This is a genomic window from Enterobacter sp. 6722112 (genome assembly GCF_058661685.1).
Genome location: NZ_JBZWGR010000008.1, coordinates 185,566 through 205,946, shown reverse-complemented (window position 1 = coordinate 205,946; position 20,381 = coordinate 185,566). Strand labels below are relative to the sequence as shown.

At 51.2% G+C, this 20,381-nt stretch carries 23 protein-coding genes; 16 read left to right on the top strand and 7 right to left on the bottom strand.

The window, feature by feature from the left end; all coding sequences use genetic code 11:
* Positions 1-162: 162 nt before the first annotated feature.
* Entirely contained in the window at positions 163-381 is a 219-nt protein-coding gene (locus tag AC4OVU_RS25050) for a hypothetical protein (RefSeq protein WP_000362482.1), read from the top strand.
* 93 nt (positions 382-474) lie between these two features.
* Positions 475-1,092: a hypothetical protein gene (locus AC4OVU_RS25045; RefSeq protein ID WP_000464631.1), complete on the top strand. Its 618-nt coding sequence runs from the start codon at positions 475-477 to the stop codon at positions 1,090-1,092.
* A gap of 303 nt (positions 1,093-1,395) precedes the next feature.
* On the opposite strand, the gene AC4OVU_RS25040 is transcribed toward AC4OVU_RS25045, so the two are convergent.
* From AC4OVU_RS25040 to AC4OVU_RS25010, 7 genes are all read right to left on the bottom strand, one after another.
* Positions 1,396-2,898 (bottom strand): IS66-like element ISShes9 family transposase, encoded by a 1,503-nt coding sequence (locus AC4OVU_RS25040; RefSeq protein ID WP_011790088.1) that lies wholly within the window; start codon positions 2,896-2,898, stop codon positions 1,396-1,398.
* An 80-nt stretch (positions 2,899-2,978) separates the two neighbouring features.
* A complete protein-coding gene (gene tnpB, locus AC4OVU_RS25035) occupies positions 2,979-3,329 on the bottom strand; it encodes an IS66 family insertion sequence element accessory protein TnpB (protein ID WP_011790089.1) in 351 nt (116 codons plus the stop codon).
* Positions 3,326-3,661, bottom strand: coding sequence for a hypothetical protein (locus tag AC4OVU_RS25030; RefSeq protein WP_014611559.1), 336 nt, complete (start codon positions 3,659-3,661; stop codon positions 3,326-3,328). The genes tnpB and AC4OVU_RS25030 overlap by 4 nt, the downstream gene beginning before the upstream one ends.
* Positions 3,662-4,072: 411 nt before the next feature.
* The gene (locus AC4OVU_RS25025) at positions 4,073-4,561 is read right to left on the bottom strand and encodes a hypothetical protein (protein WP_000468105.1); all 489 of its coding nucleotides are present in this window, start codon (positions 4,559-4,561) and stop codon (positions 4,073-4,075) included.
* Positions 4,562-4,575: 14 nt separating this feature from the next.
* Positions 4,576-6,768 carry a DNA topoisomerase III gene (locus tag AC4OVU_RS25020; protein WP_000366821.1) on the bottom strand — a complete coding sequence of 731 codons (2,193 nt, stop codon included), beginning with the start codon at positions 6,766-6,768 and terminating at the stop codon, positions 4,576-4,578.
* Positions 6,768-7,001, bottom strand: a complete 234-nt coding sequence (locus AC4OVU_RS25015) for a hypothetical protein (protein WP_001191892.1) — start codon at positions 6,999-7,001, stop codon at positions 6,768-6,770. Before AC4OVU_RS25015 ends, AC4OVU_RS25020 begins: the two co-directional genes overlap by 1 nt.
* A complete protein-coding gene (locus tag AC4OVU_RS25010) occupies positions 6,983-7,600 on the bottom strand; it encodes a hypothetical protein (protein ID WP_001249396.1) in 618 nt (205 codons plus the stop codon). The genes AC4OVU_RS25015 and AC4OVU_RS25010 overlap by 19 nt, the downstream gene beginning before the upstream one ends.
* A gap of 167 nt (positions 7,601-7,767) precedes the next feature.
* On the opposite strand from AC4OVU_RS25010, the gene mobH reads away from it, so the two are divergent.
* From mobH to traA, 14 genes are all read left to right on the top strand, one after another.
* Positions 7,768-10,746, top strand: coding sequence for a MobH family relaxase (gene mobH, locus AC4OVU_RS25005; protein WP_001337757.1), 2,979 nt, complete (start codon positions 7,768-7,770; stop codon positions 10,744-10,746).
* Positions 10,743-12,608, top strand: a complete 1,866-nt coding sequence (gene traD, locus AC4OVU_RS25000; protein ID WP_000178856.1) for a conjugative transfer system coupling protein TraD — start codon at positions 10,743-10,745, stop codon at positions 12,606-12,608. Before mobH ends, traD begins: the two co-directional genes overlap by 4 nt.
* A gap of 49 nt (positions 12,609-12,657) precedes the next feature.
* Positions 12,658-13,203: a hypothetical protein gene (locus AC4OVU_RS24995; RefSeq protein WP_000228720.1), complete on the top strand. Its 546-nt coding sequence runs from the start codon at positions 12,658-12,660 to the stop codon at positions 13,201-13,203.
* Positions 13,160-13,789: an IncC plasmid conjugative DNA transfer DtrJ family protein gene (locus AC4OVU_RS24990; protein WP_000743450.1), complete on the top strand. Its 630-nt coding sequence runs from the start codon at positions 13,160-13,162 to the stop codon at positions 13,787-13,789. Before AC4OVU_RS24995 ends, AC4OVU_RS24990 begins: the two co-directional genes overlap by 44 nt.
* 9 nt (positions 13,790-13,798) lie before the next feature.
* Complete coding sequence (locus AC4OVU_RS24985; protein WP_000122506.1) at positions 13,799-14,245, top strand: hypothetical protein; 447 nt, start codon at positions 13,799-13,801, stop codon at positions 14,243-14,245.
* Between the two features lie 9 nt (positions 14,246-14,254).
* Complete coding sequence (locus tag AC4OVU_RS24980) at positions 14,255-14,632, top strand: hypothetical protein (RefSeq protein ID WP_000869261.1); 378 nt, start codon at positions 14,255-14,257, stop codon at positions 14,630-14,632.
* Positions 14,632-15,294 carry a hypothetical protein gene (locus AC4OVU_RS24975; protein WP_001231463.1) on the top strand — a complete coding sequence of 221 codons (663 nt, stop codon included), beginning with the start codon at positions 14,632-14,634 and terminating at the stop codon, positions 15,292-15,294. Before AC4OVU_RS24980 ends, AC4OVU_RS24975 begins: the two co-directional genes overlap by 1 nt.
* 335 nt (positions 15,295-15,629) lie before the next feature.
* Positions 15,630-15,995, top strand: a complete 366-nt coding sequence (locus tag AC4OVU_RS24970) for a hypothetical protein (protein WP_001052531.1) — start codon at positions 15,630-15,632, stop codon at positions 15,993-15,995.
* A 144-nt stretch (positions 15,996-16,139) separates the two neighbouring features.
* On the top strand, positions 16,140-16,421 hold the full coding sequence (gene traL / locus AC4OVU_RS24965; RefSeq protein ID WP_000805625.1) for a type IV conjugative transfer system protein TraL: 282 nt from the start codon (positions 16,140-16,142) through the stop codon (positions 16,419-16,421).
* Positions 16,418-17,044: a TraE/TraK family type IV conjugative transfer system protein gene (locus AC4OVU_RS24960; protein ID WP_001049716.1), complete on the top strand. Its 627-nt coding sequence runs from the start codon at positions 16,418-16,420 to the stop codon at positions 17,042-17,044. Before traL ends, AC4OVU_RS24960 begins: the two co-directional genes overlap by 4 nt.
* The gene (locus tag AC4OVU_RS24955; protein WP_000794249.1) at positions 17,028-17,945 is read left to right on the top strand and encodes a TraK domain-containing protein; all 918 of its coding nucleotides are present in this window, start codon (positions 17,028-17,030) and stop codon (positions 17,943-17,945) included. Before AC4OVU_RS24960 ends, AC4OVU_RS24955 begins: the two co-directional genes overlap by 17 nt.
* Complete coding sequence (locus AC4OVU_RS24950) at positions 17,942-19,258, top strand: TraB/VirB10 family protein (protein WP_000595749.1); 1,317 nt, start codon at positions 17,942-17,944, stop codon at positions 19,256-19,258. Before AC4OVU_RS24955 ends, AC4OVU_RS24950 begins: the two co-directional genes overlap by 4 nt.
* Positions 19,255-19,833, top strand: a complete 579-nt coding sequence (gene traV / locus AC4OVU_RS24945; protein WP_000793435.1) for a type IV conjugative transfer system lipoprotein TraV — start codon at positions 19,255-19,257, stop codon at positions 19,831-19,833. The genes AC4OVU_RS24950 and traV overlap by 4 nt, the downstream gene beginning before the upstream one ends.
* A 12-nt stretch (positions 19,834-19,845) precedes the next feature.
* Entirely contained in the window at positions 19,846-20,229 is a 384-nt protein-coding gene (traA, locus tag AC4OVU_RS24940; RefSeq protein ID WP_000993344.1) for a TraA family conjugative transfer protein, read from the top strand.
* Positions 20,230-20,381: the final 152 nt, after the last annotated feature.

Here is a 20,381-nt window from a genome sequence, read left to right as displayed (position 1 = left end):
ACGGCCACACTCATTGGCGTCAGGATCTCTGAGCTCAAAGACGCGGTGCGCTATCAGAAACTCCTGAAAGGGAAGGCAGCTCCAGAAGTACATTCGGTATCAGGAACTGGGAAACTGTTTTTTGATGGGCGATCCATTAAATCGTTCATAGAGGACTAACCGGTGGATCTGGATCAAAAGCAAGAACCGTGGATCAGCGTCAACGACAAGATGCCGGTCGTCGGTGTGCCTGTTCATTGCCAGCTTAAAGGATGTTGGTCGGGCAAAATTGTTGAGTACGACTTGATCCATGTTCAGGAAGATGATTGTTCGTGGCGAACGGCGGACGACAACTCGGAAGTCAGCTATGACTTCGATGTCATCACCTGGAGACCTATTTAGGTTTGGGAGTCTTGCATTATCCGGCGGTTATTGCCGTGAAAATACGGATGTTCAAACCATGTTTTATAGCAACACCTCCTTGGGGGCGGAATTATGTTTTTTGATAACAAAGTAGAATCTCACTCGCTCGTAATGGGAGCCAGCGGGAAGGGTAAATCGGTCTTGTCCGAACAAGTGCGGAAAAATGCGAGGCTGCGCGGTGATCTGCTGGTGGATACTGAAATGTACCGTGAAGGTCGAGGGTTGAAACCATACGAGCATGAGTACGCTCGTCGCTTAGTTCTGGGGCTAAGTGGACCGTTGCCGCGTGAACTGCGTGGGAAGCCGGTGACGGTTATCTCTGATGTGTCCAGGCCAAAAAAGGTAAAGCGTCAGCCAAAGCAATTTGTTAAGACCGTGAATGGCGTAACCCTTGAACGCCAATTGGTGGCCGATGCAAGAGATCAGTTGGAAATGCAAACAGGCGTCTGGCTCAAACAACCACAGCTCATCGAGCTGATGGAAGAGTCGGGCATAGACGAAACTCTGGCCGATTTTGGTGAGGCTGAAACACAGATCCGAGAAATGCTGGCGGATGCGTTGGCGATGAAACTGGTAGGACGCTCATGGCCCAAGTGTGGAGCCCTCTATAACGCGGCAGAAAAGTCCGACGTTAACTTCTCCTCCGAGCTTGATGCTGCGGCCAAAAAAGCTGGATACATGGTTCGCTAAATGGGATTTGGTGTGGACAAGATAGATCGGCAAAGTTGGCTCGTTAAATTCAGGCGAGCGAAGTGTCAGGACACTTTAGACACGATGAGGGATGCGGCCATTCGCAACTATGAAGGGAATATTCGTGTTATCGCGGATATTGTATTGGCCCATGAGGCGAGAGAGACAGAAATTGAAAAAGGGATGTTTTGTCGAATAGTTAGATAGTCTGATGGGCTATCAGGTGGTGATTATGAAAAAGAGAATACTTCATCTGCCCGTAAAAAAGATTTACTTCGATCGTAAGCGTCCGGGCAACTACACCTATCTTTTAAAATTCCATGGTAACAGGCTGTCTATATCCGGTGCTGGTTGGCACAGTTCATTAAGGCAAGCCATGATGTAATCAAATGGCACTAAGCCATTAACCTTTGCGGTTTCCACAATGCTGTAAAGCGTGGCACTGGCATGAGCCCCATTAGCTGTCTGACTGAATAACCAATTTTTTCGACCAATCACAAACGGTTTTACCGCTCGCTCTGCACGATTATTATCAATACTCAATCTGCCATCATCAACATAACGAATAAGTTTGTGCCATTGATTAGCCAGGTAATTAGCCGCCTCTATCAGTTTGGTATTACCCACTAAATTCGGTTGGTTTTGCTCAAGCCATGCTTTTAGCTTGTCCAGTATAGACACACTGACTGCTTGTCTTGTCGTGTATTTATCATCCGCACTTTTATCTTTAACGCGTGACTCAACGCCGTACAGTTTTTGGATAAGGCTCAATACCACATCCGCTTTGCCGGTTTTATTTTTACCTTGCAGCTTTTTGGCTTCAATAAATTTACGACGCGCATGCGCCCAGCAGCCAGTTAAGGTTGCCTGTGTTTTTTCATAAGCTTGATAACCATCTACGTGCAAGTACCCTTGATATCCATCAAGATAATTAACCACGCACGCGGCCGCGCGACTATTGTGAAAATCGTAAAGCACGATATTAGGGATAGGATTATTCGGGTCTGGTGAATCTCGACCTGAGCAATACACCCACATGTAGCTGTTCACTTTATCGGATTTCACCACCTTTAATGGCGTTTCATCGGCAAACAGCGTGGGCTGCTTTAACAGCTCGGCTTTAAGTCGCTCAACTAGTGGCGCGAAGAGTGCGGCGGATTTGTCTATCCAGCTGCTCATGGTCTGGCGACTGAGCTCAATACCGTATTGCTTGAACATCGCTTCCTGGCGATAAAGCGGTAACCCGTATTGGTATTTACTGGTGATAAGCTGACTGAGCAAACTGCTCGTCGCGATACCTTTATTAATCGGCATTGCAGGCATTGGTGCTTGTTTTATTGGCGTATTCGTCGAGGATTTATCACAGTGACGGCACGCGTATTTAGGCCGAATGTGCTCAATGACTTTTATTTGCGCTGGGATAAACTCAAGCTTTTCTGACTTATCTTCACCCATTTTATGTAGCTCACCGCCACAGCAATCACAGGTTTTATCTTCAATGTCGTGGATAACTTGCTCACGGGGTAAGTCTTTTGGCAGTGGCTTACGCACCGGTTTTTTGCGGGTATAGCTAATGGATTGTTGCTCAGCCTCAACGGCTTCAACAATCTCTTCTACTTCATTGAATAACTCGCCTTGCCCTACAAAGCCTTCAGCACTTTTGCCAAATTGTTTTTGTTGGGCCAGGCGCCAGCGTTCTTCTAGCGCAGCTATTTGCGCATCTTTTTGTAAAGATAATTGCCGCTCATTTTCGAGCAGTTTTTCCAGTTCAGCAATGCGCTGTTGAAGGGCGAGTACATTTTTCATGACGCCTATTTTAAGGCGTCACCAGCGGGTTTCCAGTGCTAAATGAACATCCTTTGATGATCATCAATCGATCGCAAATATTAAAGTAATTGCTTACCTGCTATATCAATTTTACTGTGGCCAATGACATCATAACCCGACAATAACCAGTGTAATTGTTGCTCGGTTAATGTCATGGTGGGTGACATGAGTTTGGGCCATTTGAACTTATGCTTATCTAATCGCTTATACCACAGCGCAAAGCCGGTATTATCCCAATAAAGCAATTTGAGTTTGTCACGGCCTTTATTACAAAAGACAAATAGCGCACCACTGAGCACTGGGAGTTCAAGCTCTGCTTCCACTAAGGCGGCTAACCCATTAATCGATTTTCGAAAATCGACCACATCGGCACATACATAAACGGTGGGCACATCAACAAACATCTTCATGCCATTAGCCCTTTAATAATGGCAACGATATCGGTCGTTGCTAAATCTGCAGGTAGGGTGAGTTGGCCGGTGCGGGTATCAAACTGCAGTGTATTTTGATGAGTGTGCTCGCAGACGTCAGTGGTGGTTTGTTTTAGTTGAATAAAGCGTGATGATGTAGCGCGCGTTGGTAAGGTTATTTTTTGCTGGTTCTCAGCCTGTAAAGCACGTTGTTTATAATAAGTGGTAATCGAGACATTATGATGTTGGCAGAATTCAACATTAGTGCCACTAAACGAGCCGCGTTGTTGAAGTAGCATCTGCCACTGAGTAGTTGTTCTGTATGTTTTCATCACCTGCTCCAAATTTATCATTGAGCAGGTATTTTCAAATAGGCAGATTAATGATGCGAGGTGTGGTTCGCTAGACGGTTACCTTCGATCAGATCAAATCTGGAGAAAAACCAGATGAATATCGCCTCGTTACAGACTACTGGATAAAAAGACTAGAGGGGCGCGAGTATGATGAAGTCCATGTTAAGTGTGGCTACCCAAAGGCTGGAGATATGTCCAGGATAGAGATTCGCCCTTGGCGTGGCTTCTCAAGGAGTGTTATAACGCACCCGCACTTTGGAGATTGTCCGGTTGAAGTATTCGCTATCCATGTGAATTGAATGGTGTATGACAACTGTGCTTGGTAGGAAAATCAGGTATCAAAAGAAATTGGGTTATTAAAAATTAGGGGCCATCGGCCCCTTAATTGTTTTAGTCTGTGAACATTGAACAATCGAGGTGGGATAGTGCTTGTTCGTAGCTGTCTTTGTTGTTCGTCTTACGTAGTTCCACCAGCTCAACAATCACTGGACTTAAAGCCAGAGATTGAGGCTCCCAGACGCGCTTGCATTTGACCGCCATGTTGGCATTTACGTCTGTAACAACGTAGAGAAACTCAGGCGCTTCTTTCAATGTCCCCAGGCCCTTTGCCATATCCACAGCCTCAGAGTTCTTATAGCTTCGAGTAAAGCTCAGCTCGTCTTGGGGAATGTAGCTGGCAGTCGCCGCAGCCAAACCTGACACCATGCCTTTACCTGCGCTTTTTGCAATGGCCGAGCTGGTAGCTAAAGTTGGCATTACGGCCTGCCCCATTTGGCTGGCGGATGCCGCCGCCAAGCCTGAGGCGATGTTCTTCCCTGCATCTTCGGCAGTGGCTGAGCTGGTGGTGAGCATCGCAGTTAAAATGATTGTTCCAAACATACTTAATTCCTCTATCAATCCATAAAGTCCGACTTTTTGAAGGGCATAGTGCCTTTGCAATCGGGATAGGCGGTGCAGCCCCAGAACTTAGAAGCTCGCTTCTTGCCGGGCGCTTTTCCTTTCCTGAGACGCATCGGGCTACCGCAATCTGGGCAGTCTGGACAATCCTCAGCCGCGATACGCTTCTCGGGTTTCCCTCGGTTGTCTGGGAACGTCTTCTTGCAAGCCTCGTTCTGGCAGCCCCAGAAAAATCCGTTCTTCCCTTTGATCCGGTGCATCTCTCCACCGCAGTTGAAGCATTCGTGTGAAGGCGGCTTAGCGCCCTCGAAGGCTTTAGCCATCGCGCCACCTTCTTTGGTCAGAACCGGTGCGGCCACTTTGAGCTGCTCAACCATTTGGCAGATCCAGGTGGAAATCTGCTTCATGAAGACAGACATATTCCCGGAGCCGGAGGCGACTTTCTCAAGCTCCTGCTCCCAAGCCGCAGTCATGCCGGGTGATTTGATGGCTGGTGGAAGCACTGCGATAAGCGCATGAGCCTTATCAGTTGCAAGCAGTACCTTTTTCTGACGTTTGAAGTAGCCTTTATCAACAGCGCCCTGGATGATGCTTGCGCGTGTTGCTGGAGTGCCTAAACCGGCTGTGTCTTTGAGAATTTGCTTGAACTTCTCCTCAGTCACGAACCGGGCAATGTTCTCCATCGCGGCAAGCAATGTGGCTTCGGTGAAGTGCGGTGCTGGCCGCGTCATTTTGTTTGCCAGCTCGGCACCATTAAGCAAAGCGGGTTCGCCCTGGCTAACCCTGGGGAGCTTCTCTTGTTCAACCGGCGCGTCGGTGTCTTCCCCCTCGTCCTTGGGACTGCTTTCACTATCAGAAGCAAACAAAACCTTCCAGCCTTGTTTGGCAGGTGTCTTACCAGAGGCCGCAAAGAGGTGACGCCCACACTGCACCTCGATGGAGGTTTTGGTGAACTCGAACTCGCTGTAGAACTGCGCGATGTAGAAACGACGGATGGCGTCGTAAAGATTGAACTCGATCTCAGACATGGCACTGATGTCTGTTCTGGCCGGTGTTGGAATGATCGCGTGGTGCGCGGTCACTTTGGCGTCATTGAATACCCTGGCCTTGCGATGAGGATCTGCGCCAGCCACCAGCCCAGAGACGTTCTGATCGGACAAAATGAGCGCCTGGAGAATGTCCGGAATGTCTTCCTTTTGGCTCTCGGGTAGATAACGACTATCAGTACGAGGGTAGGTGGTCGCTTTGTGCGTCTCGTACAGAGCTTGAGCTGCATCCAGTACCTGCTGAGCGGTGTATCCCCATCGTTTGCTTGCGTATTGTTGCAGCGACGTTAGATCGAAGGGGAGGGGGGCTGACTCTTTACCTGGTTTGGTTTCTGCTTTGCTGATAACAGCATTGGCACCATTGACCTGGGAGGCTACCTGCTCGGCATAGGCCTTATTGACGCACCGGCCTTGCTCGTCACTGCACTCTTCTGGTGGTATCCATTGGGCGGCAAACTGTCCATTCTGTACGGACACGTTCACACCCAGAGTCCAGTATGGTGAGGGGGTGAAACCGGCGATCTCTCGGTCCCGTTGACAAACAAGAGCGACGGTTGGGGTGATAACCCTGCCAACGTGAAGAGTGTGGTTGAAGCCGACATCTCGGGCCAGCACTGTGTAGAGGCGGCTCACGTTCATGCCTACCAACCAGTCAGCGCGTTGCCGTGCCAATGCGGCGTAGTAGAGTGAGACCGTATCCTTGCCATCCTTTACGTTGTTCAGCGCTTTCTTGATGCTTGACTCATCGAGAGCCGTCAAACAAACCCGGCGAATAGGGCCAGAGTAGCGGAATCGATCCAGAAGCGAACGGGCGATAGCCTCACCTTCTCGGTCGTAGTCCGTTGAGATGTAGATGGTGCTCGCCTTTTTGACCAGTCCCTCAACAATTTTGTACTGTTTGAACGCACTCTTGCGAACGTTGTACCGCCATGACTCTGGTGCAATAGGGAGGGTCTCCAGTGACCATGACTTGTAGCGTTCGTCATAATCGTCTGGCATATACAATTCCAGCAGGTGGCCGAACGCCCACGTAATAACGCGGTTTCCTCCATCATGGAGAAATCCATCACCTCGTTGGGAGGCCTTCATTACGCCAGCCAAATCTTTGGCCTGAGAAGGCTTCTCGCAGATATAAAGGTCCATTAAGCAGCTCCTCTCATCTTTGATTCCAGATTCGCCAGCTCAGCCCAGCTTTGGGCCAGACCTTTGACTTCGGGGTAGTCTCTGGAGAGGTTTTCGAGGACTCCAGAAATGACATAGGCCGCTTCGCGGGAATTACCCCTCGAACCGGCCTCCTGGAGCATGATTGATAAAGCGTCGAAGAGCTCAGCCTTACGGCTTGGCTCTGTCTGGTTTCTTATTTCAGAGCTTTGCATGGGTTCACCACTGAATAGGGACGCACGGACTCGCGCACAATGCGGCGATCTGCGTCAGTTACAGCCTGGCTGGTGCAAAAGTGCGTCCAGGCATTCAGATAATCTTGATAGGTGTGGGTAGGTGGTATGCAGCCGGTTACAACATCCTTGGGGATGTTTGTAGTCCCCTCGGCTTCCACAAAGCGCCAATCGTGCTCGTCCATACCTTTGCCGCCATCGCAATAGCGTTCCCAGCGTGACAACTCGTACAGCGAGTAGCCTTTGCCTTTATTCATGGACTTGAAGGTATTGATGGCTTCGTTCACATCCCCGTGCTGCTTGATCCCTGCTGGAGTTTTATCTGAACCAGCGGAGTCATCTTTGACCTTGTTCATCGTTGCGCTGACATTACCGTCGCCCAGCACATGGATATAACCAGGTTGACGTAATGCAGCACCACCGCGCCCCATGTTGTCCCATGCCATCGACAGTTCCCGGCTAACTCGGGCAGGTTTGTCATTTTCGGCAGGGGCAGTCTGGGGCTGAGGCTTTTGCTCGGGGGCGTTAGAGGCACACCCGGCCAGAATTGCCACTCCCAGAATTGCTATCAGTTGTCTCATCGTGTCGTTCCTCATCAAAAATTGTCGATGAGCCCATTCTAAAAGGGGGGGGATGGAAAGCTGGTTTCTCAAACTGCCCAAATTGGACAGATAGGCGTGTGTGCGATCTAAAGGTGTTTTGAGAGCATGTAGCGACGAGAAATACGATAGGAATATGGTCAACCTACATGCTGAAAGCCCTTAACAAGTTATTTGGTGGGCGAAGTGGAGTGATCGAGACCGCGCCGAGCGCCAGAGTGTTGCCGCTTAAAGACGTGGAAGATGAAGAAATCCCTCGATACCCACCTTTTGCCAAGGGCCTGCCAGTGGCCCCACTAGACAAGATACTGGCAACCCAAGCTGAACTGATTGAGAAAGTGCGGAACTCTCTCGGTTTCACTGTGGACGACTTCAACCGGCTTGTTTTGCCGGTGATCCAGCGGTATGCCGCGTTTGTTCACCTGTTGCCAGCTTCCGAATCACACCACCACCGTGGCGCTGGTGGTCTGTTCCGACATGGGCTTGAAGTGGCCTTCTGGGCAGCTCAGGCATCTGAGTCAGTTATCTTTTCCATCGAGGGGACGCCTCGGGAACGCCGTGACAATGAGCCGCGTTGGAGACTGGCGAGCTGTTTCTCTGGGCTGCTGCATGATGTGGGTAAACCGCTCTCGGATGTGTCCATTACGGACAAAGACGGGTCAATCACATGGAACCCGTATTCGGAGTCACTTCATGACTGGGCACACCGTCACGAAATCGACCGTTACTTTATCCGGTGGCGCGACAAGCGACACAAAAGACATGAGCAATTCTCGCTGCTGGCGGTGGATCGAATTATTCCGGCTGAGACTCGGGAGTTTCTGTCCAAGTCTGGCCCGTCCATCATGGAAGCGATGCTGGAAGCTATCTCAGGAACCAGCGTCAATCAGCCTGTGACCAAGCTGATGCTTCGCGCTGACCAAGAGAGCGTCTCACGGGACCTTCGCCAGAGTCGTCTCGATGTGGACGAGTTCTCCTATGGTGTGCCCGTCGAGCGTTACGTGTTCGATGCCATCCGCCGCCTGGTTAAAACCGGAAAATGGAAGGTCAATGAGCCAGGCGCGAAAGTCTGGCACCTCAACCAAGGTGTATTCATTGCCTGGAAACAGCTTGGGGACCTTTATGACTTGATCAGCCACGACAAGATCCCCGGTATCCCACGAGACCCTGACACACTGGCCGACATTCTCATCGAACGTGGTTTTGCTGTACCAAACACGGTGCAGGAGAAGGGTGAACGTGCGTACTACCGCTACTGGGAAGTTTTGCCTGAGATGCTCCAGGAGGCGGCGGGTTCGGTGAAGATCTTGATGCTCCGACTCGAATCAAACGACCTGGTGTTTACGACTGAGCCTCCTGCGGCTGTTGCTGCGGAAGTTGTTGGTGATGTTGAGGACGCTGAGATTGAGTTCGTTGATCCTGAGGAAGCCGATGACGGTGACGACCAAGAGGAAGGTGAAGCAGCTCTGAACGATGACATGTTGGCCGCAGAGCAGGAAGCAGAGAAAGCTCTAGCTGGCCTTGGCTTTGGTGATGCGATGGAGATGCTGAAAAGCACCTCCGATGCTGTCGAGGAGAAGCCAGAGCAAAAAGATGCGGGACCAACGGAATCATCTAAGCCTGACGCTGGCAAGAAGGGTAAGCCGCAGAGCAAACCGGGCAAAGCAAAACCGAAGAGTGATACGGAGAAACAACCCCATAAACCAGAGGCAAAAGAGGATCTGTCCCCTCAGGACATTGCCAAAAACGCACCACCTTTGGCAAACGACAATCCGTTACAAGCACTCAAGGATGTTGGGGGTGGACTGGGGGACATCGACTTCCCGTTTGACGCATTCAACGCATCGGCAGAGACAACCAGCACTGACGCAACAAACTCAGAAATCCCAGATGTGGCAATGCCCGGAAAGCAAGAGGAGCAGCCAAAACAGGACTTCGTTCCACAAGAACAAAACTCCCTGCAGGGCGATGACTTTCCAATGTTCGGTGGTTCTGATGAACCGCCATCATGGGCGATTGAGCCGCTCCCTATGCTGACTGACGCACCAGAACAACCAACGCACACGCCAGAAATGCCGCATACGGACAACGTTAATCAGCATGAGAAGGACGCAAAGACCTTGCTCGTTGAGATGTTGTCTGGATACGGGGAAGCATCGGCGTTGCTTGAACAAGCGATCATGCCTGTTTTGGAAGGTAAAACGACGCTGGGCGAAGTCCTATGCCTGATGAAGGGGCAAGCCGTCATTTTGTACCCGGATGGCGCTCGGTCGCTGGGTGCGCCGTCAGAGGTTCTCTCGAAGCTGTCCCACGCCAACGCGATTGTTCCGGACCCGATTATGCCAGGTCGCAAAGTTCGTGATTTCAGCGGAGTGAAGGCAATTGTACTGGCGGAGCAGCTTTCAGATGCAGTCGTGGCGGCCATTAAGGATGCCGAGGCGTCAATGGGTGGATACCAGGATGCCTTTGAGCTCGTCTCTCCCCCTGGCTTGGATGCAAGCAAAAATAAGTCTGCACCGAAACAACAAAGCCGAAAAAAGGCGCAGCAGCAGAAGCCTGAGGTTAATGCCGGTAAAGCCTCGCCTGAACAAAAGGCGAAAGGTAAGGACTCCCAGCCACAGCCGAAGGAGAAGAAGGTCGATGTTACTTCTCCGGTTGAAGAGCAACAGCGCAAGCCGGTCCAAGAAAAACAGAACGTGGCTCGCCTTCCTAAGCGGGAGGCTCAACCGGTGGCTCCTGAGCCCAAAGTTGAGCGTGAGAAGGAATTGGGACACGTCGAGGTGCGAGAAAGGGAAGATCCAGAGGTTAGGGAGTTTGAGCCGCCTAAGGCGAAAACAAACCCGAAAGACATCAACGCGGAAGATTTCTTGCCGTCTGGTGTTACGCCTCAGAAAGCACTCCAGATGCTCAAGGACATGATCCAAAAACGCTCGGGCCGATGGCTCGTGACACCTGTCCTGGAAGAGGATGGCTGCTTAGTAACCAGTGACAAAGCCTTCGACATGATTGCCGGTGAAAACATCGGCATCAGCAAACACATCCTCTGCGGGATGCTGAGCCGGGCACAGAGACGCCCTTTGCTCAAGAAACGTCAGGGAAAATTGTATTTAGAGGTAAATGAAACATGACAATGAGTTATGACCCGCTCGCCTACGAGATGCCGTGGCGGCCCAACTATGAAAAAAATGCTGTAGCAGGCTGGCTTGCCGCCTCCGGCGCGGCTTTGGCCGTAGAGCAAGTCAGCACGATGCCGCCGGAGCCATTCTATTGGATGACGGGGATCTGTGGCGTGATGGCGATGGCTCGTTTGCCCAAGGCTATCAAACTTCACCTGCTCCAAAAGCATTTGAAGGGGCGTGATCTGGAGTTTATTTCCATTGCGGAGCTCCAAAAGTACATCAAGGACACGCCGGACGATATGTGGCTTGGTAGTGGGTTCCTGTGGGAAAACCGCCATGCCCAGCGCGTGTTTGAGATCCTGAAACGCGACTGGACTTCCATCGTAGGGAGAGAGTCCACGGTCAAAAAGGTTGTCCGGAAGATACAGGGTAAGAAAAAGGAGCTGCCAATCGGCCAGCCCTGGATTCACGGGGTAGAGCCCAAAGAAGAGAAGCTGATGCAGCCACTCAAGCACACTGAGGGGCATTCGCTGATCGTTGGGACCACCGGCTCGGGCAAGACCCGTATGTTCGACATCCTGATTTCACAGGCCATTCTGCGTGGGGAAGCCGTGATCATCATAGACCCGAAAGGGGATAAGGAGATGCGGGACAATGCCCGACGTGCCTGTGAAGCTATGGGGCAGCCGGAAAGATTCGTCTCATTTCATCCAGCATTCCCGGAAGAGTCGGTGCGTATCGACCCTCTGCGTAACTTCACCCGCGTGACTGAAATCGCAAGTCGTTTGGCAGCGTTGATCCCGTCCGAAGCAGGGGCCGACCCGTTCAAATCATTTGGATGGCAGGCACTGAACAACATCGCTCAGGGCTTGGTCATCACTCATGATCGTCCCAACCTGACAAAGCTCCGCCGATTCCTTGAAGGTGGCGCTGCTGGCTTGGTCATCAAGGCCGTTCAGGCTTACTCAGAGCGAGTTATGCCCGACTGGGAGGCAGAAGCAGCGGCTTACTTGGAAAAAGCCAAAAACGGTTCGCGTGAGAAGATCGCTTTCGCGTTGATGAAGTTCTACTACGACATCATCCAACCTGAGCACCCGAACTCTGACCTGGAAGGCTTGCTGTCGATGTTCCAGCACGACCAAACCCACTTCTCCAAGATGGTGGCGAACCTCCTGCCGATCATGAATATGCTGACGTCCGGGGAGCTAGGCCCTCTGCTGTCTCCAGACTCATCTGATCTGAGCGACGAACGCCAGATCACCGATTCCGCAAAAATCATCAACAACGCTCAAGTTGCTTATCTGGGGCTCGACTCCCTGACCGACAACATGGTTGGTAGTGCTATGGGGTCCATCTTCCTGTCAGACCTGACAGCGGTTGCCGGTGACAGATACAACTACGGCGTCAACAACAGACCCGTAAATATCTTTGTTGATGAGGCTGCCGAGGTGATCAACGACCCGTTCATCCAGCTCCTGAACAAAGGTCGCGGTGCGAAACTTCGTCTTTTCGTTGCAACTCAGACTTTTGCTGACTTCGCAGCTCGACTGGGTAGCAAAGACAAAGCGCTCCAGGTGTTGGGGAACATCAACAACACGTTTGCTCTGCGTATCGTCGATGGTGAAACCCAGGAGTATATCGCGGATAACCTGCCGAAGACCCGGCTCAAGTACGTCATGCGGACTCAAGGCCAGAACTCGGATGGCAAGGAGCCCATTATGCACGGAGGCAACCAAGGCGAGCGTTTGATGGAGGAGGAAGCTGATCTGTTCCCAGCCCAGTTATTGGGAATGCTTCCGAACCTGGAATACATAGCCAAAATTTCAGGCGGAACAATCGTAAAAGGCCGTCTGCCCATATTGACCCAGTAAGAGCAGAGCTATGTGTGACAAGAAGTATAGAGATTACGAGGTAGCCATCATGGTCGATGTGAACCCTTTCGACAGGGTTATGAATGAATTGAAAAGTCGTGGCCGCAAGAACGCTCACATCCTGAGCATCCTCCAATTCGACTGGCCTGCATCGGAGGCCATCATCGAGAAGCTGAGCTGCTACATCACAGACGGGATTAAGGCTAATCAGGAGCCTGTGATTTACCCGATCATTGAAGAAGCTCTGCATCGCTACAGCCAGCTCGTGTTTCATGAGCAGAGAGAGAAATATGAAGACCCGGCCAGAATTGGGGCATTTCTGGAAACCCTGATCACCGAAACCTGCCGGGCGTTGGAAGTGCAAATTGTCGATAGTGGCGGTGATTCATGGTCTGTCGATTCAGGAGAGTCGTTCTCACTGTGGCTTTCTTCCCATCCAGGAGAACTATCCATTAACCCGCAGCCCCATGAGGATGAGACCTCTTTGCGTGGCTTGCTGTATGAGCTCATCACCTGTGAGAGCGTGAAAACTGTTTTAAGGAGAACCGACTATGAAGAAGCCGTGGTTGCTGGTCGCATGGCTGCTGGTTATTGAGTTGCTGGCAATATTGCTGCTGATCCCTGGCGACTGGACAGACAGAGCCATCAAAAGGGAATCCGTGCTGGTGGAACAGAGTCTTGGTGTCGAAGCAAGAGACTGGATACAGAACAAAGCATCTACCTGGTTCAGGTCGAGCGTTATTGATTCAGGCTTCTATGAGGGGATGTACCAAACGCTGATCCCATCAGAAGAGGAGCGCCAGAAGTCCAAGGGGATGCAGGATATGGGCAAGGGCTGGTTTGTGTGGGTCAAAGGCCGCATGGAAGCCTTTGTCAACGTCATTTACCAGTTCTACACACGGTTGGCGCTGTTAGCCGCGTGGGCTCCCTATATGCTGATCCTGTTCGTACCTGCGGTATATGACGGGATGATGACATGGCGAATTAAGCGGACCAACTTCGATTATGCGAGTCCGGTTCTCCATCGTTATAGCGTTCGCGGAACGATGTACCTGATGGCCGGATTGTTCATCGCGTTCTTCATCCCCATAGCGCTCGATCCGGTTGTCATCCCGATGACAATGATGACGTGCTGTGTCCTGGTTGGCCTGACGTTCGGCAACCTCCAGAAACGGGTATAGGGAGGGAGGATGAGCTACTCCGTTATAAATCAAGATGGGGTGCATCTGTGCGACATCCCATTGAACGTCTACCAGGTGATACGTCGCCAATCCTTGTCTGCGTTGTGGCTTTACTGGGCGCAGAGCTTGAATTTGGTGAAGGTGCTCATTGCTTGCGTCGGAAAGATGATCTTTGTGATGCCGGTAATGTGGTTCTGGGTGCTGGTGGTGTGCCGCTTGGTTGAACCAGAACGTATCTCAGACGTGCCAGGACTTATCTCTCCGGACGTGATCGGGTGGGCCGCTGGTGCGGCCATCACCCTCATTATCTATTCCGTTTTTACACGCCCAGCTTTGTACGGATACCACAACTTTTTCAAGCAGCATATTTGCTCAAGAGTAAAGCAAGTAACGCCGGAACTCAGAACAGTCACTGGGCCACTGTTCTTTTACCGAAACGAAATTGGAACGATATAGAGAGGAACCATGAAAGTAACCAATAAACTCAAACTGCTGGCACTGGGGCTGTGTATGGCCGGTACTGCCATCGCGGCTCCTGATGTGCTCAATGACGACGCAAAGCTCAAGAACCTTGAGAAGGTGTGTCCCGACTGTAAGATGGTGGCAAAAGATGTACTCAATCTGCGGGTTGAAAACTGCCAGCTCAAAGACACTTCCAGTGCAATGATGATTGGCACCATGCAAAATGACCCTATGTTTTCGTTTATGCTGGCAGTACACACAGCGGCAGGCTCGGAGGCATACAAAACGGTAGTTGGTGCCGCTGGCAACCATGTTGACTGTGAAAACCCGTTGAACTGGATCAAGCTGACCCAGCAAGCGATTAAAGGAGGCAAAGTCTAATGCGTAAGAGAGATTTCTTTTTTGGAGAGGTGTATGAGGGGGGTGCAGGAGCCACTCTACGACTGAGTGATATGGAACCATTGGCAAGAAAAGTGTCGGCAGAGTTCTTCACTGCACAACTGAACCGTATGCTGAAAGAGCATGACGGTCAGTTGACGCTCAGCGATGGAACGTCGTACCCCAGCTTTTGGAGCTTCATCGACAAGGTTGTTCCAGAGCAGGTTGGTTTCGTGGAGATCTACGCTCGGCAGGATGTTAACGATAATGTTGAAGCGACACTGGCGTGTGACATCGTTTTGGTAAATGGTGTGATCACCGTTAAACCTCACTGGTGTGCTTACAAAGACATCAGGGCTGACGAAGTGATTTCCACCTTACTGGTGCCTTTGCATTTGAAGGCTCTCCAGGGTAAGGCTTACATTCGCTGGGATGATGGTGAAACCGAACCTCTGTTACAAAACGACGACTATCAGGCTGAACTTGAAAATGTGTTTAGTGTTTCCAAGTACCCATCAGCCATGAGCTGGGGCGATACAGCAGACCAGAAGGTTAAGCAGTACAAGATGGACCTTGAGTGCGCCACAGATGTTGGTTGTCGAGGTGTCTCATCAGAGCAAGCATGGGATGCTTATCGAGAACTCCGTTACAATAGAACAGTGTGAAACAAGCGGCCATTGGCCGCTTTGAACTTTCACATGTGAAAGTTTTTCGCCTCCCGCTCTTATCATCTCCTCGAATAAACCTCCATAAAGTGCCCAAAATGGGCCGTAACAGCACTGTTCCTAGATTGATCAATTAAGAGACGATTACTCCGTGATGACGACAAGTTATTTGGAGGGTCTATGTCCGCACAAGCTCACGTCAGAGAAAGCGAAAGCTCATCTGGTTCATTCATCTCCTGGCAGTTCCTTGTCTGGCAGGTGATGTTCGTTATAGGTGTTGTTGCAGGGATGAACCTGGAACACGCATTCAATTTTCTAGGTTAATGGGAGGAAGTGTGAACCTTAATAAACAATTTTTCTGGTTTTTGATGAACGCGGTGCTGATGTGCATCTTCATCGTTCCAGTGGCCGTCGCGTTTTGGCTGTCTGCTTTTGCGGCAGGTTTTGACTGGAGTCAGTGGGTTAAGTTGGCTGCTGATACGGCCAACAGAGCTGCAAGTGACCCGGCCAAGGCTCTGGGCACGGTTCAGACCTACTGGGGCATTCTCAGCTTCTTCCTGCTGGCGGCGTACAGTCTGATGTTCAAGTTTAAAGCCAATGCTAACAAGGAAGTGAAAACTCTGGGGGTGGCCCGACCAGCCAATGAAGTTAGCGTTGCGGCTTCGGAAAAACATTCGGAAGCGGTTCCTCAAAATCAATAACCGATCCAGTAAACGCAAAAAAGGCGGCTTAGGCCGCCTTTTTTTATTTGTCGCTGGAAGTGCCCGAAAAGGGCGCGAAGCCGTGGCAGAAAATCAGTGACCCTGAATGAGAATACAGGCCACTAGGAAAAGAAGAGGGTTGCTATGAAGCCTGTAAAGATACCGCGCCGGGTCGATGAGCCCCCGCATCTGCTGTTGTGGAGCGCAGATGAGTTGGCCCCGATGCTTTTGGGGCTAACGATAGGGGTCATCATCGGTAAGGCCCTGATCTGCTTTCTGGGGGGGTTACTTGTAACCAACCTTTATCGCCGATTCAGGGATAACCATCCGGATGGATACCTGCTCCACATGATCTACTGGGCCGGGTTCATCATGACCAAGGCCAAATCTCTCAAGAATCCGTTTGTCCGGAGGTATTTGCCTTGAACCTGAAAAAGTATCTCAAGACCTGGGAAGGGACCCAAACAGAAAATAAGTGGGGACGAATCTTCCAGGGTGGTCTTATTGCTATCGTTTTCCTGCTGGTGGTCCAAGTATTCAGCAAGGAAACCATCGTCACTATCCAGCCTTTCACGCTCACGGAAGAAGCCTGGGTGACGAAAAATAACGCCTCTCAGTCCTATAAAGAGGCTTGGGGTTTCGCTTTTGCTCAGCTCCTTGGCAATGTGACGCCAGGAACCGTTGACTTTGTGAAAGAACGGATCACCCCGCTTCTCTCCCCGAGCATCTATCAGGACGTGATTGATGCCATCGAAATTCAAGCTCAACAGATCAAGAACGACCGCGTAACCATGCGGTTTGAGCCGCGTTTTGTTGAGTACGAGCCCAAGAGCGACAAGGTGTTTGTCTACGGATATTCCTACGTCAAAGGGGCTTCTTCTAACGAAGAGCGTAGCGAACGCTCCTACGAGTTCGCCATCAAGATTTCAAACTACGCGCCCGTGCTGGACTACATCGACACCTATGTAGGAAAGCCACGCACCAAAACTGTTTTGGAGCAACTCCAGCGCAAAGAAGAAAACCGGAGAAAGCATGAAGAACAACGCTAAACTTTCGCTCCTGGCGCTGTCCTTGGCGCTTGGAACTTCAATGGCCTATGCCTCGGATGACATTCCTGTTGTCCCGGCCAGTGTTATGAAAAAGGATGTTCCTGCCCCTGTGACGTCAGGACAAAGCTCCCATGAGGTTGTGGGCAGCATGAATGAAAACCCCTTACTGACGATGAAGCCGGGGGTTAACCAGATCATCCCGATAGCCGTTGGTCATCCGAACCGAATCGTCACGCCTTTCAGCAATCCTGAGATCGTTTCAACATCTCTGACCGGGGCGACGGATAACGGCCAGTGTGGTGAGGTCTGCATCAAAGAGAATGTGGTCTATGTCGCCACGGATAAGCAGTATCCGGTGACTATGTTCATTACTGAAAAAGGCTCGGAAGCCCAAGCTCTCAGCCTGACGATGGTTCCCCGTCGTATTCCGCCCAGAGAAGTCTTTCTCAAGCTCGATGGTGGTGTAGGTATCACTGGTGCTTTTGCCAATACCAAGGCTGAGACCTGGGAACAGAGCCAGCCTTATGTCGAAACCATCCGGTCAGTATTCCGAAAGATTGCTCTTGGTGAAGTCCCTCAAGGTTACACGTTGAACCGCATCCCTGCTGGTGCTGCGGTGCCGAGCTGCGCTCATCCTGGGGTAAAGGTGGATTTTAGCAAGGGGCAATACATGATGGGCCACCACCTTAACGTGTTCATCGGTGTCGCCCTGAACGTCTCTGATCAGCCTATTGAGTTCAAAGAGGCGTTGTGTGGGAGCTGGGATGTGGCTGCGGTGACTACGTGGCCGCTTAACGTGCTTGAGCCCGGCCAGAAGACGGAGATCTATGTGGCGAAGAAGCAGAAGCGTGGTCTCGCACCAACGTCTAAGCGTCCATCGCTGCTGGGAGGTGCCCAATGATTAAGCGATTTTGGACACAGTTAGACCCCAACAAGAAGCGTTGGGTGTCTATCGCTGGCGGCGTCTTCGTTCTTTTTGCGGTCGTGACAATGTTCTCTGGTGAACCCAAGAAAGAAGAGAAGCGCGGTCGCCAAGAAACCATCAAGCACGTTCTCACAGACAAAAACACCCGTGAGATCGGGATAGATTCGTTGTCTGCCGATGTGAAGATGGTGTCTCGTGAAAACTCCGACCTGAAAAAGGAGCTGGAACGAGTCAAGAAAGAGCTGGAGGAAACCAAAACCACTGCCGGGAAATCCAGTGATGTTGGCCGTGAGATGACCCGCCTTCGTCAAGATTTGGACCGCCTGACCCAGAAGAACATGGAATTGGCTAAGAAAGTCGAAACCGGCGCTGCTGGTGGAAAAACATCCTCTTCATCAGAGGATGCCAGAGCCGATGTTAATGGTGCATCTGGTGGTGATGGTCAGTTCATGGAGAAAAAGCTCGACTACAAAGATCCAGCATCCTTTTTTCGGGACGCACCGCTTCCTGACTCGAAGGGTGGGGCTCCTGCAACTGGCAAGGGAGACGGTCGTGATGCAACTAAACCAGGCATCCAAATAGTGAGCTACTCGCAGAAAGCGCCAGAAGTTGAAGAGAAGGACAACAAGGATGATGAGTCTATCTACCTACCTTCTGGCTCCATCCTGACAGGGGTGCTCATCAACGGTATGGACGCACCAACATCTCAAGGTGCTCGTCGAGATCCGTTCCCTTCGACCCTCAGGATTCAGAAAGAGGCTATTTTGCCTAACCGCTTCCGTGCGGATGTTCGTGAGTGCTTCCTGATTGTTTCAGGCTATGGAGATCTCAGTTCAGAGCGAGCGTACCTGCGTGGCGAGACCTTCTCGTGCGTTCGGGATGATGGGGGGGTCATAGAAGCGAAGCTGGATTCCTATGCAGTGGGTGAAGACGGTAAGGCCGGTGTCCGTGGTCGCGTCGTATCGAAGCAGGGGCAAATCATCGCCAAGAGCTTGATGGCAGGCTTCCTTGGTGGCGTTTCCGAAGCCTTTGACGTCAATCCTGTGCCGGTCGTCAGCACTAACCCTGGCTCAAATACCCAGTACCAGTCTGTGTTCTCCGACCAGATGTTGCAGGGAGCAGCAGTGAAGGGGGCCAGTAAGGCGCTAGATCGCATCGCTCAGTTCTATATCGACATGGCCGAAGGCATCTTCCCCGTTATCGAGGTCGATGCTGGCCGTCAGGTAGACATCATCGTGACCAAAGGAACCAAGCTACAAATTCGTTCCACCGGGGGAACCAAGAAATGAAAAATTTGAACATTTTGACCAGAAAGGGCAGTTCCAGAGGCGAGGCTCAAAAGGAACAGGCAGTAAGATCCGCAAAGATGTTGGGGGTGGGTGCAGCGCTACTTATTTTGTCGGGCTGTTCGACGTTCAACATCGGCAAGGATGAGTATAGCTGTCCGGGAATGCCGAATGGTGTTCAGTGTATGTCAGCGCGAGACGTTTACGCCGCAACCAATGACGGAAATGTCCCGCGCCCAATGAAACCAGAGGAAGTCGAGGCCAAAGCGGAAGCGGATGGCGAAGGTTCCTCAAACGTTTCAGCGAACTCATCTAGCTCCGGAGACCCGGTGATTGACAACTATGTCGCACCGCGTCTTCCGGATCGCCCGATTCCAATTCGTACACCAGCACAGGTTATGCGGATTTGGGTAGCTCCCTGGGAGGACACCAATGGTGATCTCATCGTGACAGGGTATGTCTATACCGAAATCGAACCGCGCAGGTGGGTGATTGGGGATGGCACACCGCAAAGTGAGCCAGTTTTGAGACCGCTGCAAACGGTACAACACGAACCGAAGTCTGAAACAACCAAATAGGAGATGTTCTTGATGAACGCAAATCAGTTGGCGAATGCCTCAAGTAAAAACAACGCACTCTTCCTCTTCCTGGGGTTGATGGTGGTAGCCTTCCTGCTCGTGCCGGATCAGGCCCACGCTGGTACTGGTGGTACAGCGTTTGACGACGTATGGGTAACTCTCAAGGATTGGACCCAAGGTACTTTGGGTCGAATCGTTGCGGGTGCGATGATCCTGGTCGGTGTTGTTGGTGGTATCGCTCGCCAGAGCCTCATGGCTTTCGCTATGGGTATCGGTGGCGGTATGGGCCTGTACAACTCCCCGACCGTAGTGGAATCCATCATGTCTGCTACTCTGGAACATGCAGAGAAGGTCATCCCGGCTGTTGTGCAACTCAGCAATGGCCTGGGGGTGTAAAAGACACCTTGCCGTTAATCAACGGGTGATAGGGGCAGCCTAAAAGCTGCCCTTATTTTTTGGCAAAAAGTCCAGTCATAACAAATTCCAACTATTTCCTTATTTGCTCAAAAAGGGCACTTCCACAGCCCATGTTTATGCACTCCCTCCCG

Coding starts and splice junctions, on each gene's coding strand:
- AC4OVU_RS24980 (WP_000869261.1), top strand. CDS start 14,255: ATGAAAGTAACCAATAAACTCAAACTGCTGGCACTGGGGCTGTGTATG.
- AC4OVU_RS24975 (WP_001231463.1), top strand. CDS start 14,632: ATGCGTAAGAGAGATTTCTTTTTTGGAGAGGTGTATGAGGGGGGTGCA.
- traL (WP_000805625.1), top strand. CDS start 16,140: ATGAAGCCTGTAAAGATACCGCGCCGGGTCGATGAGCCCCCGCATCTG.
- traV (WP_000793435.1), top strand. CDS start 19,255: ATGAAAAATTTGAACATTTTGACCAGAAAGGGCAGTTCCAGAGGCGAG.
- tnpB (WP_011790089.1), bottom strand. CDS start 3,329: ATGAAGATGTTTGTTGATGTGCCCACCGTTTATGTATGTGCCGATGTG.
- AC4OVU_RS25020 (WP_000366821.1), bottom strand. CDS start 6,768: ATGGACCTTTATATCTGCGAGAAGCCTTCTCAGGCCAAAGATTTGGCT.
- AC4OVU_RS25010 (WP_001249396.1), bottom strand. CDS start 7,600: ATGAGACAACTGATAGCAATTCTGGGAGTGGCAATTCTGGCCGGGTGT.
- AC4OVU_RS25045 (WP_000464631.1), top strand. CDS start 475: ATGTTTTTTGATAACAAAGTAGAATCTCACTCGCTCGTAATGGGAGCC.
- AC4OVU_RS24990 (WP_000743450.1), top strand. CDS start 13,160: ATGAAGAAGCCGTGGTTGCTGGTCGCATGGCTGCTGGTTATTGAGTTG.
- mobH (WP_001337757.1), top strand. CDS start 7,768: ATGCTGAAAGCCCTTAACAAGTTATTTGGTGGGCGAAGTGGAGTGATC.
- AC4OVU_RS25040 (WP_011790088.1), bottom strand. CDS start 2,898: ATGAAAAATGTACTCGCCCTTCAACAGCGCATTGCTGAACTGGAAAAA.
- AC4OVU_RS24950 (WP_000595749.1), top strand. CDS start 17,942: ATGATTAAGCGATTTTGGACACAGTTAGACCCCAACAAGAAGCGTTGG.
- traD (WP_000178856.1), top strand. CDS start 10,743: ATGACAATGAGTTATGACCCGCTCGCCTACGAGATGCCGTGGCGGCCC.
- AC4OVU_RS24995 (WP_000228720.1), top strand. CDS start 12,658: ATGGTCGATGTGAACCCTTTCGACAGGGTTATGAATGAATTGAAAAGT.
- AC4OVU_RS25025 (WP_000468105.1), bottom strand. CDS start 4,561: ATGTTTGGAACAATCATTTTAACTGCGATGCTCACCACCAGCTCAGCC.
- AC4OVU_RS25030 (WP_014611559.1), bottom strand. CDS start 3,661: ATGAAAACATACAGAACAACTACTCAGTGGCAGATGCTACTTCAACAA.
- traA (WP_000993344.1), top strand. CDS start 19,846: ATGAACGCAAATCAGTTGGCGAATGCCTCAAGTAAAAACAACGCACTC.
- AC4OVU_RS25015 (WP_001191892.1), bottom strand. CDS start 7,001: ATGCAAAGCTCTGAAATAAGAAACCAGACAGAGCCAAGCCGTAAGGCT.
- AC4OVU_RS24955 (WP_000794249.1), top strand. CDS start 17,028: ATGAAGAACAACGCTAAACTTTCGCTCCTGGCGCTGTCCTTGGCGCTT.
- AC4OVU_RS24985 (WP_000122506.1), top strand. CDS start 13,799: ATGAGCTACTCCGTTATAAATCAAGATGGGGTGCATCTGTGCGACATC.